Annotated in this window: 15 protein-coding genes and 1 rRNA gene; 6 read left to right on the top strand and 10 right to left on the bottom strand. The window is 34.8% G+C overall.

What is annotated here, in order from left to right:
- Nucleotides 1-14 precede the first annotated feature (14 nt).
- From OA85_RS15385 to OA85_RS15375, 3 genes are all read left to right on the top strand, one after another.
- The gene (locus tag OA85_RS15385; RefSeq protein WP_039110727.1) at nt 15-401 is read left to right on the top strand and encodes a DUF423 domain-containing protein; all 387 of its coding nucleotides are present in this window, start codon (nt 15-17) and stop codon (nt 399-401) included.
- A gap of 80 nt (nt 402-481) precedes the next feature.
- Entirely contained in the window at nt 482-2,083 is a 1,602-nt protein-coding gene (pckA, locus tag OA85_RS15380) for a phosphoenolpyruvate carboxykinase (ATP) (RefSeq protein WP_039110726.1), read from the top strand.
- Nucleotides 2,084-2,268: 185 nt separating this feature from the next.
- Nucleotides 2,269-3,369, top strand: a complete 1,101-nt coding sequence (locus tag OA85_RS15375; RefSeq protein WP_039110725.1) for a DUF4407 domain-containing protein — start codon at nt 2,269-2,271, stop codon at nt 3,367-3,369.
- Nucleotides 3,370-3,443: 74 nt separating this feature from the next.
- Here the strand turns inward: OA85_RS15375 and OA85_RS15370 are convergent, their stop codons facing one another.
- From OA85_RS15370 to ruvC, 7 genes are all read right to left on the bottom strand, one after another.
- Nucleotides 3,444-4,154: a PH domain-containing protein gene (locus OA85_RS15370; protein WP_039110724.1), complete on the bottom strand. Its 711-nt coding sequence runs from the start codon at nt 4,152-4,154 to the stop codon at nt 3,444-3,446.
- Nucleotides 4,155-4,222: 68 nt separating this feature from the next.
- The gene (locus tag OA85_RS15365) at nt 4,223-4,594 is read right to left on the bottom strand and encodes an MmcQ/YjbR family DNA-binding protein (protein WP_039110723.1); all 372 of its coding nucleotides are present in this window, start codon (nt 4,592-4,594) and stop codon (nt 4,223-4,225) included.
- A gap of 4 nt (nt 4,595-4,598) precedes the next feature.
- Entirely contained in the window at nt 4,599-4,952 is a 354-nt protein-coding gene (locus OA85_RS15360) for a DUF4260 domain-containing protein (protein WP_039110722.1), read from the bottom strand.
- Nucleotides 4,949-5,380 carry a GNAT family N-acetyltransferase gene (locus tag OA85_RS15355; protein ID WP_039110721.1) on the bottom strand — a complete coding sequence of 144 codons (432 nt, stop codon included), beginning with the start codon at nt 5,378-5,380 and terminating at the stop codon, nt 4,949-4,951. Before OA85_RS15355 ends, OA85_RS15360 begins: the two co-directional genes overlap by 4 nt.
- A complete protein-coding gene (locus OA85_RS15350; RefSeq protein ID WP_039110720.1) occupies nt 5,377-6,156 on the bottom strand; it encodes a cyclase family protein in 780 nt (259 codons plus the stop codon). Before OA85_RS15350 ends, OA85_RS15355 begins: the two co-directional genes overlap by 4 nt.
- A gap of 64 nt (nt 6,157-6,220) precedes the next feature.
- A complete protein-coding gene (gene hemW, locus OA85_RS15345; RefSeq protein ID WP_039110719.1) occupies nt 6,221-7,357 on the bottom strand; it encodes a radical SAM family heme chaperone HemW in 1,137 nt (378 codons plus the stop codon).
- A gap of 65 nt (nt 7,358-7,422) precedes the next feature.
- The gene (gene ruvC, locus OA85_RS15340) at nt 7,423-7,977 is read right to left on the bottom strand and encodes a crossover junction endodeoxyribonuclease RuvC (RefSeq protein WP_039110718.1); all 555 of its coding nucleotides are present in this window, start codon (nt 7,975-7,977) and stop codon (nt 7,423-7,425) included.
- 23 nt (nt 7,978-8,000) lie between these two features.
- On the opposite strand from ruvC, the gene OA85_RS15335 reads away from it, so the two are divergent.
- The gene (locus tag OA85_RS15335; RefSeq protein WP_039110717.1) at nt 8,001-8,945 is read left to right on the top strand and encodes a lysylphosphatidylglycerol synthase domain-containing protein; all 945 of its coding nucleotides are present in this window, start codon (nt 8,001-8,003) and stop codon (nt 8,943-8,945) included.
- Nucleotides 8,942-10,039, top strand: coding sequence for a glycosyltransferase (locus OA85_RS15330; RefSeq protein WP_039110716.1), 1,098 nt, complete (start codon nt 8,942-8,944; stop codon nt 10,037-10,039). Before OA85_RS15335 ends, OA85_RS15330 begins: the two co-directional genes overlap by 4 nt.
- A gap of 206 nt (nt 10,040-10,245) precedes the next feature.
- Here OA85_RS15330 and OA85_RS15325 read toward each other — a convergent pair whose 3' ends face one another.
- Entirely contained in the window at nt 10,246-10,722 is a 477-nt protein-coding gene (locus OA85_RS15325) for a hypothetical protein (protein ID WP_039110862.1), read from the bottom strand.
- Nucleotides 10,723-10,764: 42 nt separating this feature from the next.
- Nucleotides 10,765-11,148 carry a hypothetical protein gene (locus OA85_RS15320; RefSeq protein WP_039110715.1) on the bottom strand — a complete coding sequence of 128 codons (384 nt, stop codon included), beginning with the start codon at nt 11,146-11,148 and terminating at the stop codon, nt 10,765-10,767.
- Between the two features lie 56 nt (nt 11,149-11,204).
- On the opposite strand from OA85_RS15320, the gene OA85_RS15315 reads away from it, so the two are divergent.
- Complete coding sequence (locus OA85_RS15315) at nt 11,205-11,705, top strand: DUF456 domain-containing protein (protein WP_039110714.1); 501 nt, start codon at nt 11,205-11,207, stop codon at nt 11,703-11,705.
- Between the two features lie 252 nt (nt 11,706-11,957).
- On the opposite strand, the gene rrf is transcribed toward OA85_RS15315, so the two are convergent.
- Nucleotides 11,958-12,067: ribosomal RNA gene (gene rrf / locus OA85_RS15310) — 5S ribosomal RNA — on the bottom strand.
- Nucleotides 12,068-12,094: the final 27 nt, after the last annotated feature.

Here is a 12,094-nt window from a genome sequence, read left to right as displayed (position 1 = left end):
AATAAATTAAAAAAATGGATAAGAAAATAATTTCAACAGGAGCAATATTCGGGATGATAGCAATAATTTTAGGGGCATTTGGAGCACATGCCCTAAAAAAAGTACTGTCTCTGGAACAACTTTCCACTTTTGAGACCGGAGTGCGCTATCAAATGTACCATGCTGTCTTTTTATTATTTATTGGGCTAACAAATGACCTGTCCCAAAAAGCAAAAAAAACGATCTATTTTTTAGCTCTTTTTGGAGTGATTTTGTTTTCTGGATCGATTTATTTATTGGCAACAAATGGTCTGACTTCTTTTGATTTTAAGGTTATCGGATTTGTGACACCCATCGGTGGACTCCTACTAATACTGGCCTGGGGAGTTTTACTACTGAATATTATTAATAAAAAATCATAAAAAGAAGATAATCAAATCCTATCTGAAATATAATTTCTACTTTTGCAGTCTATAAAACAAACACACACAACATCAAATTTATGGACAATAACATCCTTATCTCGCAATCGATTTCGTTAAAAGACTTAGGAATTGAAAATGCAAAAGTTAATTACCAATTATCCCCGGACGAATTACATGAAATTACAATAACATCTGGTCAAGGAGTGGAGAGCTCTACAGGAGCATTGGCAATTAATACAGGTGAATATACCGGACGGTCACCATTAGATCGTTTTATTGTAAAAGACAGCATAACTGAAGACCAAGTTTGGTGGGGGAAAGTAAATATTCCTTTCGAATCAGATGCATTTGAAGCTTTATACAAAAAAGTTACGGCTTATTTATCCCATAAAGAAGTTTTCGTTAGAGACTCCTATGTATGTGCAGATCCTAATTACAGATTAAACGTGAGAGTTGTGACAGAAACGGCATGGGCAAATTTATTTTGCTACAATATGTTTTTGAGACCCGAACTCGAAGAACTTGCACACTTTTCTCCAGAATGGACCTTACTTTGTGTACCAAGTTTTCTTGCAGATCCAGCAATTGACGGTACACGCCAAAGCAATTTTGCCATATTAGACTTTACAAGAAAAGTAGTTCTGATAGGTGGGACAGGATATACAGGTGAAATGAAAAAAGGAATTTTCTCTGCTTTGAATTTTATCTTGCCTGTTTTTAAAAATACATTACCAATGCATTGCAGCGCTAATGTAGGTGATGAAGGAGATACCGCTATTTTCTTTGGTTTATCAGGAACAGGTAAAACTACTTTATCAGCTGATCCAAAAAGAAAACTTATTGGAGATGATGAACATGGTTGGACAAATGAAAACACCGTTTTCAATTTTGAAGGAGGTTGCTATGCCAAAGTCATAAACCTTTCTGAAGAAAATGAACCGGATATTTTTAGAGCTATTAAAAAAGGTGCTATATTAGAGAATGTAATTTTCAAAGAAGGAACTAATGAAGTAGATTTTCAAGATGTTTCCATAACACCAAATACAAGAGTTAGTTACCCTATTTACCATATTGACAACATTCAGCCCGGTTCAATAGGAAAAAACCCAAAAAATATCTTCTTCTTAACTGCAGATTCTTTTGGTATTTTACCTCCAATTTCTAAATTGACACCAGGTCAGGCTGCGTACCACTTTATTTCAGGATATACCGCAAAAGTTGCCGGAACTGAAGCTGGCGTAACAGAACCGCAACCTAATTTTTCTGCTTGTTTTGGTGCTCCTTTTATGCCACTACACCCAACAAAATATGCTGAAATGTTAAGCAAAAAAATGAAAGATTCGAATGTAAAAGTTTGGTTGATCAATACGGGTTGGACAGGCGGACCTTATGGAATAGGAAGCCGAATGAAATTAAAATATACTCGTGCTATGATTACTGCTGCATTAAACGGAGAATTAGATGATGTAGCGTATGAGAATCACAAAGTATTTGGAATTGCAAAACCACAATCTTGCCCTAATGTTCCCAGCGAAATATTAAATCCAAGAAACACTTGGGAAGACCCTGAACTATATGATAAAAAAGCCGTTGAATTAGCTGAAAAATTCAAAGCTAACTTCGCCAAATTTGAAGAATTTGCTAATGCCGAAATTATGGCAGGAGCTCCTTTAGCATAAGTTATTATTAATTCAAAAACCAAAAAGCTGTTCATTATGAACGGCTTTTTTTGTGCATAAAAATTGCTAGCCAAAAACAACCCAACTATTTATACCATTATTTGAAATTTGGCGTTAAATTTGTTATCATCACACGAGCCTGAAAGACAAACTGGCAAATCAATCAATCAAAAACGCAATCAATCATGTTAAAACAATTTTTCATCCTCTGTTCCGGAGCCGACAAAAACCTCCTTGAAGGTTGTTCCGAAGGCGAACAAACCAAATATGTTGGTATTGGCGCCACCGTTTTCTTTACTGCTGTCATGGCTTTTATTGCCAGCGCTTATGCTCTTTTTACTGTTTTCGACAATGTGTATCCTGCTTTACTCTTTGGAGTAGTTTGGAGTTTACTTATTTTTAATTTGGATCGTTTTATTGTTTCTACCATTCGAAAAAGAGACCAATTTGGAAGTGAATTTTTTCAAGCAACACCCCGAATTATTTTGGCAGTAATCATTGCGATAGTAATTTCAAAACCATTGGAAATTAAAATTTTCGAAAAAGAAATCAACACCGTTTTATTGAAAGAGAAAAATGCCATGGCTTTGAATAACAAAAAAGAAGTGGCTAATTATTTCAAATCGGATTTAGACAAAAATAAAGCTGACATAGCCAGTTTAAAATCAGAGATCACCAAGAAAGAAAAAGAAGTAAATACGCTCTACGAAACCTATATTACTGAGGCCGAAGGAACCGCCGGAACCAAAAAATTAGGCAAAGGCCCCGTTTTTAAAGAAAAAATAGCCAAACATGATTTGGTTAAGAAAGAACTGGATACCTTACAAAAAACCAACTTGGCCAAAATTGCTGAAATGGAAAAAAAATCCAAAACACTTCAAGCAGATTTAGACAAAAAAGTAACCGAAACCCAACCCATAATTGATGGATTTGACGGTTTAATGGCGCGTATCAATGCCTTGAATAAATTACCTTGGGTGCCTTCCTTTTTTATTATGCTGTTATTTTTAGCCATTGAAACATCTCCAATTATAGCAAAATTATTATCTCCAAAAGGAGAATATGATTTCAAACTGGAAGATTTGGAAACGGCTCTAAAAGCTACTTTAGACCAAGACAAATACCAACGAAGTTTGCTGGTAAAAACTAGTGCTTCTATGCACGATAAAGTCTATGAAGATATTGCCCAAGATAAAAATCTATACGACTTGCAACGCAAGAAAGCGACTGAATTACTGGAATTACAAGCCCATAATTTTGTAGAAAAACAGAAAAAAACTTTATAATAAAAACAAACCCGACAAGCTTTAAACTGGTCGGGTTTTCTATTTTTTTAACTTTCTAAATTCTGACTTGTAAACTACATATGACTCAAAATTTCTTTTTTGAAAGCATCGTATTCGCCTTGCAAAATCAATCCGTTATCGAGTAATTTTTTATAATTTTGTAGTTTTTCAAAAAGTTCATCTTGCGATAATCCGCTGAGTCCATTTTCCTTTGGAGTTTCAGTTGGCGCATTGAATTGCTCGTTTTCCATAGTATAAACTGGTGGCGTAACGGGCATTATTTCGGCAAAACTAGTAACTTCTTCTGTTTCCATTTCTTCGATAACTTCCACTTCGTCAATTGGAGCAACCGGAACTTCGTCAATTATTGGTGTATTTGAAACTGCGCCGCCTTTTAAAATATCCAATTGCTCTTTGGCATAAGTAAATATTTTTCGAGCTTGGATTTTAGGTATATAATCAATCGAAACCTCCATATTGGTTCTAGTCGTAAAAGAAAACTCTGAACCTAGAATATTTTCTTTTACAAAAGTCCCTTCTATCTCGTCCCAAGTATAATCAATAAAATTCATGGAAAGCCCCAGATTTTTTGGCTGACAAATGATAATTCTTTTATTGGTCATCACAATACTATCTGGTAAAACGGTAATAGCTGGTTTTTTTTGAACAGCAATATAACCGATTTCTTCATTCTTCATTAATAAATCACTCAATTTTGAAGCGATTTTTTCGATGGCTTTTGGATCTTGTTCTTCGTTTAAAAACTTCTTAAATTGTTCTTTCATATTATATGCTGAATTTATTCAGTATGTGTTTATAATTTTTATTCTGATTTTCTTCGCAAAAGTAATGCCTAATTTTCTAATTCTTGAATTTCACTCTGCATTTTCTTTGTTAAACTTTTGAAAACCAATTCGTAGGAATGATCAATTAGTTCTTTGAATAAGGAATCTTGAACATCTCTATTTACAGCAATCGTATTCCAATGAATTTTATTCATGTGAAATCCCGGTTGTATAGCATCATATTCAGCGCGTAATTCCTGAGCGCGCTCCGGATCACATTTCAAATTCACTGCTGGCTGTCCTTTTTCCCATTGGTTTAATGACGACAAAGCAAATATTTTACCTCCTACTTTAAAGACTAAAGTATCTTCATCAAAAGGGAAATGTTCGGTCACTCCTTTTTTAGAAAGACAGTATTCGTAATACGTTTCTAGATTCATCGTTTTATTTTTTTCCTATTTCTCCCAAATGGGTGTGCTTAAAACTAGTTTCATATTTCAATCCATAACCAAACATTCGATCCATAGAAGAGTGCGTAAACAGCATTACTCCTGAAAGTTGAATTAGTGAATTCGAAAAATAGATTCCAGCAAAATATAATGCTATGGCAATTCCTCTGTGATGAAATAAATTATAGCATAAAGTGCCTGTTTTATTTCCAAAAACATATCCAATCATAGACAAATCCGGAGTTAAAATTAAAACCAAAAACCACCACCAAACGTAATCCAATTGATTAAAAAAATAAATCCCAAGCACAAATAATCCTAATTCTTCGAGTTTGATAATTGTTTTCATTTGATGATTTTCTCCATTAATTTTTCAGGATGAGCCAGTAATTTAAAACCAAATTTCTCATATAAAAAATGAGCATCTGATGTAGCTAATCGCCAAATTTTAACCTCTTTTAGCTTAGGCTCCGTCATCATACTGTTTATTAGAATTGAGGAATATCCTTTCCCTCGATGTTCTTCAGTAATAAAAACGTCCATTAAATAGGCAAAAACGACATAGTCCGTAATAACTCTTGCGAAACCAATTTGTTTGTCATTTAAATAAATTCCGAAACAAAACGAATTATCAATTGTAATTTCAACTTCGGCCATTGTTCTCCCTGCAGCCCAATAAATATCTTTCAGAAAGTGCTGAATAAACGGAACGTCTAACTTATTTTTATCGGTTGAAACGGATACGAGCCCATAAGGCGAACTGGCTGAGCATATCATATTTTATATAGTATCGGTTTACTTGGACTCGCATCATTCTCGAAAGAAGCGATTTGTATGTTCAATAAATAACTTCCGTCTTTTACTTCACTTGGAACAAAAATCATCTCCGTAATCGTGCAATCCAGCCGTGCATCTGCATTCAAATTATTCACATCTGTTACATTCCAAAACGCTTTGTGCGCCAATAATTTTCCTTCATCATGTTCTTTATCGACACTTGGCAAATCAATCAATAAATGTTTAATCCCGCTTTCGCGAATGAAACGCGCAGCATCTTCATTCAGATAAGGCGGATTGGTATTCGAATATTTCAACTGTTTTTTTGATTCTAAATTGGGAATTGTCCGAATGATAATCGCTTCTCTTGCAATACCAAACTTCAATGTCACATCGAGCGCAGTTTTTATACTATCCAAAGTAATCACAAAATCCTCTCCTTGTCTTTCCGGCACAACCGAAATCAATTCTGCCAAAAAGAAAAACTGTTTCAACGACTGATTAACACTGTAAAATTCTCGTGTAATATGACCCAGACATTCGGTGTGGGTTCCGTGCCCGTGTGGATTGAAAAAAATGTTGTTAAAATTGGTTGATGACTTTCCTTCCGATACTTTCCCTATCCAATCCCCAAAAACAACGGGTTCAATTACTGGTTTCTCGATATACCAAGCAATAGGGTTTTCATCAGTATTCGTCAACGGAATCGAAATATCAATAGGTTTTGATAGATCGACTTCAATGGTTTGATCCTTATGTTGAATTGTTGCTAACACAAATTATTTTTTTATGCTGCTAAGACGCAAAATCCTCTCAAAATTTGCGAACTTTGCCGTTAAGTTACTCTTCCAAATTTAAGTAAAACAAATCACTTGCAATTCCATCCGTCAAAAACTTTCCTTTGGGAGTCGGTTTTAGAATGTTATTTTCGATGGAAAGTAAATTATCATCAAGGAATTTCTGAGCCTGTTTATTGAGATAATCCAAATAATCAACTCCAAATTCGGTTTCGATTCTATCCAAAGAGACTCCCCAAATCGTTCGCAAACCCGTCATAACATATTCATTGTAACGATCAGCTGTCGAAAGGATTTCTATTTCGTTGGGCAGTTTATTTTCTTGAATGGATTTCAAATAAATCGAATTATTCGAAACATTCCAACTTCGGGAAATACCATTATAACTGTGTGCCGAAGGACCAATTCCAATATATTTCTTACCCAACCAATACGCTGAATTGTTCTTGGAAAAGTAATTGGCCTTTCCAAAATTCGATAATTCATAATGAATAAAATCATTTGCTTCGAGCGTTTCCACCAAAATAGCAAAATGCTCTTGGGCGACTTCATCTTTAGGAGCAGCAATCTTTCCCGTTTGAATCAATTTGTTCAATGCCGTTTTTGGTTCCACCGTCAACGCGTAACTCGAAATATGCGGAATACCAAATGACAATGCTGTTTCAATGTTTCGTCTCCATTTCTCATTACCCATTCCTGGAATTCCGTAAATTAAATCAAGAGAGATATTATCGAAATACTGGGTAGCTTCTTCCAAACATTTTTTGGCTTCCGCCGAATTATGAGCGCGGTTCATCAGTTGTAAATCTTCTTCAAAAAACGACTGAATCCCAATGCTTAGGCGATTAATTGGACTTTTCGATAATTCGATAATTCGTTCACTTGACAAATCATCAGGATTGGCTTCAAGCGTGATTTCTGGATTTTCTGAAACTTTATAATTACTATAAACTGCCGCAATTAAAAATTCAATTTCTTCGGATGTTAAAACTGAAGGTGTTCCACCACCGAAATAAATAGTTTCGACAATTGCACTATCAAACTCACCTGCACGCATCTCGATTTCTTTGGCAATAGCCAAGACCATTTCTTCTTTCTTCTTCATCGAAGTCGAAAAATGGAAGTCGCAGTAATGACACGCCTGCTTGCAAAAAGGGATATGGATGTAGATTCCTGACATAATTAGTGGTCAATGGTCAGCTTTCTAGTGGTCAGTTCTGCAAACTGGACACGGATAACTGACTACTATTTTTTAACTCGTTCTTCGTTTTGTTTTACAAATGCATCCCAACCGGTATAACTCTTAGAGCCAACCACTTTTCCGGAATTGAAAAAATGACAAACCGCGGCTGCTAATCCATCGGTGCTATCGAGATTTTTAGGCAATTCCTTCAATCCTAATAATTGTTGAAGCATTTTGGCAACTTGCTCTTTGCTGGCGTTTCCGTTTCCAGTAATTGCCATTTTTATTTTCTTAGGCTCATATTCAGTAATAGGAATGTCTCTTGAAAGTCCTGCTGCCATGGCCACGCCTTGTGCGCGCCCCAATTTCAACATCGACTGTACGTTTTTACCAAAGAAAGGTGCTTCAATCGCAATTTCATCTGGATTGTGGGTATCGATTAACTCAATGGTCCGTTCAAAAATAATTTTCAGTTTCTGGTAATGGTTATCGTATTTGGACAATTGCAGTTCGTTCAATTGCAAGAATACCATTTTTTTATTGACAATTTTTATCAATCCAAAACCCATAATCGTAGTCCCTGGGTCAATTCCCAATATGATGCGCTCGTTTGCCAATTTTAATTTGTTATTTTGCAGTAATGATTACAATTCCTCACAAAGCTAAGCAATTCCTCGTTCTTATAATCAAAGTTTTGATTGTGGGTGGCGCATTCTATTTTATTTACAATCAATTGGCGAATAACGACAAGCTGGATTGGCAAAAATTCCTTGTTTTATTCAAGAAAAATCAGTCGGTTGAGGGAATCAGTTTTATTTTGTTATTAAGTGTTTTGAATCGGTTTTTTGAAATTTTGAAATGGCAGAATTTGGTTGGTTTTTTCCATAAAATAACTTTAGGCGAGGCAACTAAACAAGTTCTTGGTGCACTGACAGCTGGACTTTTCACACCAAACGGAGTAGGCGAATATGCTGGAAAAGCATTATTTTTTGAAAAAAAAGACACTAAAAAAGTAATTTTTTTAAACCTAATTTGCAACGGAATCCAAATGATTTTGACCGTTATTTTTGGAGTTTTCGGTTTATTGTATTTCAATGCACAGTACAATGTGATTACCCCAAAAACCGTTGCCCTACTTTTTGGATTGCTGATACTGGTATTTCTTGTTTCCTTTCTCTTGAAAAAATTCACAATCAAGGGTTATTCCATCGAAAGACTGATTCATAAGATTAACGAAATTCCAAAACCCATTCATCAAAAAAACATCTTTTTAGCGATTTGCCGATTCTTGGTTTTTTCACACCAATATTATTTTTTATTTCTGGCTTTTGATGTTGATATGCCTTATTTAACAGTCATTGCTACAATCACAAGTGTTTATTTTTTAGCGTCCTCCTTACCCACTTTCCAGTTTTTGGATTTTGCTGTAAAAGGAAGTGTAGCGGTTTATTTCTTTGGAATTCTTGGTGTAAACGAATGGATAGTGATTTTTGTAACCACGCTTATGTGGTTTCTGAATGTGGTCTTGCCGGTAGTTATTGGCAGTTATTATGTATTGAATTTTAAAACTAAAAATCCAATATGATTTTTATGTTATACTTCATTATAATCCTCTATTGCTTAGGGATTATCTTCCTAATTTATGGTTTCAACAAAGTAAATGCTATTGATTACATAGGCTTAACGCCAAAAAATAAATTCTCAATTATCGTTCCTTTTCGAAATGAAGCGGAGAATCTACCTATTTTATTAGACAGTTTATCCAAATTGAATTATCCAATAGAATTGTTTGAAGTGATTTTAGTCGATGACGAATCCGAGGAAAGATTTCAGGTTCCAAACTTCAGATTTCAGGTCTCCATTATAAAAAACATTCGGATTTCAAACTCACCCAAGAAAGATGCTATTGTAACCGCCATGCAAATCGTAAATACGAATTGGATTATCACTACAGATGCCGATTGCGTAGTCAATAAAAACTGGTTATTAGCATTGGATAATTACATTCAACTTCATGATGTTTCGATGATTGCCGGAGCTGTGACGTATGATTGTGATTATTCATTTATGCATCATTTCCAGCAATTGGATTTGGCTAGTTTACAAGGAGCAACAATAGGAAGTTTTGGCATTAAGAAAGGATTTATGTGTAATGGTGCTAATTTTGCTTACACCAAATCTTTCTTTAAGAAACTAAATGGATTTAACGGAAATGATGCAATTGCAAGTGGCGATGATGTTTTCCTGTTGCAAAAAGCGATTGCCCAATTTCCTGAAAAAATCCATTATTTGAAATCACAAAACAACATTGTCATTACAAAACCAGTGAACGATTGGAAATCGTTATTCTATCAACGCGTACGTTGGGCTTCGAAAACAAGTTCCTATCAAAGTACTTTCGGAAAAGGATTGGGTGTATTGGTTTTCGGGGGGAATTTGTGTTTGGTTTTGGGTATTAGTTTTTGGGTACTCGGTTTGGTTTCGTTTCCAAATATCTTTTTGTTATTCCTACTGAAATTTATTGTTGATACTGTTTTGATTTACAAAGCCAATCATTTTTTGAATAAAAGCAAAATCCGCTATTTGATTTTGAGCAGTTTGTTGTATCCGTTTTTTAGCACGAGTGTGGCTTTGTATTCTTTGCTTGGTAAATATGAGTGGAAAGGTAGAACGTTTTAGATTGCAGATTTTGATTAACGATTTTTGACCCGAGCGCTGCCGAACTGTCGAAGCATTTCAGATGTATATAGAACCGATACTTCTTGTTCAACACTAAGACCCTAGCCCAGATGGAAACGGCATCCTTTTCCTTTTTTCTTTAAAAAGAAAAAAATATAGTGAACAGCTGGAAATAGCTCCTCCTTCGATTGCTAAGGATGATAAGACTACTCTACTTTTAGAATTACGGGAAGAATAAATTGTGTTTTTACAGGAATTCCACGTTTGATGGCTGGATTTACCTTTGGAAAATCAATCAAACGCGCTTTTAAGATACTGTCAATTTTGATTCTGTCGTAAGCCACGGAATCTTTGGGAAATTGTGGTTCGAATTGCATCGTGGCGTTAGAAAAAATAGTAACTTTTACTTCAATCGTGTCCAATTCCGGATAAAGAACCGAGAGAGTGTCAACGCTCAGTTTTTCCTGAATCAACTGCGTCAGAACTTCAAAAAAGCATTGTTGACGTTGTTTTTTATCATCTATTTTTTCGCAATCTACAACCGACGGGTATTCATCGACTTCTTTCCAGTTGATGGATTTCAGTTCCTTTTGCAACAATTCCTTTTCCGAAGGCACTTGCTTTTCGAAATACTGGCAGGAATTAAAAAGTATAATTACTAAAAAAAGGTAATAGTGCTTCAAGGTTTTGTTTTTCAATTGAACTAATATTTTATAAAAATACAATTATTTTTTTTGAGTTGCTTTAGAAAGCAAATAATCTTCGTAGGTTTCAGCAAACCATTTCTTTTTGTTTTCGGCAGCAATTTCTTTTTGGTCTGGATATAATGCCGCCAATCTATCTGAAAAAATAGCAATCTGAATAGTGTATTTATAAAATTCTTCTTTAGTTAATACTAAATTGGGATTGGCTTTTTTATCGAAAAATTCGAAAAAAAGTGCATCAAACTGTTTCAAAGAAAAATTTGATACTTTTACTTTATTAGCATTATATAAAGTTTCTTTCAAAAGGGCATCATTAGTATTCATCGTTTTCTCTTGGGCTTGTAAGGACTCAAGAGAAACCATGAAAAATAGCCCAATGGAAAATACTAAAATTATTTTTCTCATATTCGTTTAGAAAATAGACATTGCTTCTTGTTTTTCAAAATTACTAAAATAATTCTATGGATATAGTACTTTTAATTCTCAGTTTTTCATGCATGATTACAGGCATTTTTGGGAGTTTTTTACCAGTTCTACCTGGTCCAAGTATCAGTTGGGTTGGTTTACTGTTGCTTTATTTCACTAAGGCAGTTCCTGCTAATTATTGGATTCTTGGAATTGCTTTATTGATTACCATCATTATTACTATTTTGGATTATGTCATTCCTTCCAAAGGAACCAAAAAATTTGGTGGTAGTTCCTATGGTATTTGGGGAACGAATATTGGTTTGATTATCGGAATTATTGTGCCTATTCCTTTTGGTTTCCTTTTGGGACCTTTCGTTGGCGCTTTAATTGGAGAACTTATTTTCGATTCTAAAGACCATAAACGGGCTTTGAAAGCTGCAACGGGATCGTTTATCGGCTTACTGGCTTCCAGTTTTATGAAATTTGTGGTTTGCGTGATGTATTTAGGATTGTTCCTTACGATTGTCTGGCAGTATAAATCAGAGCTATTTTAGATTAGTGCCACATAAAAAAAGGAATCATAAATTAAATATTATATCGTTATTGTTTGAAATAAATAATGGCATATCACAAAGGCAGCCCTACGAGACATTTTCACACCAAGGGGTTAAATTTTCATCACTCCCCTACTTTTGGACTTTTGTCACTAATTCTCCTTCATTATACAAAAAAGCTATAAAGCAAAAAAAATCCTATTCAAATAAATGAATAGGATTTAATAGAATCTGAAACGAGTTCAGATTAAAGAAAGGCGACGACATACTCTCCCACATAACTGCAGTACCATCTGCGCAGGCGGGCTTAACTACTCTGTTCGGGATGGGAAGAGGTGAGCCCCGCCGCAATAACCACCTTAAGAGGTTATAATTGCTTTGGGCAATTA

Source organism: Flavobacterium sp. AED (genome assembly GCF_000812945.1).
Classification (GTDB): domain Bacteria; phylum Bacteroidota; class Bacteroidia; order Flavobacteriales; family Flavobacteriaceae; genus Flavobacterium.
Note: the sequence above shows the minus strand (reverse complement) of the source record. Positions and strands in the feature narration are given on the sequence as shown.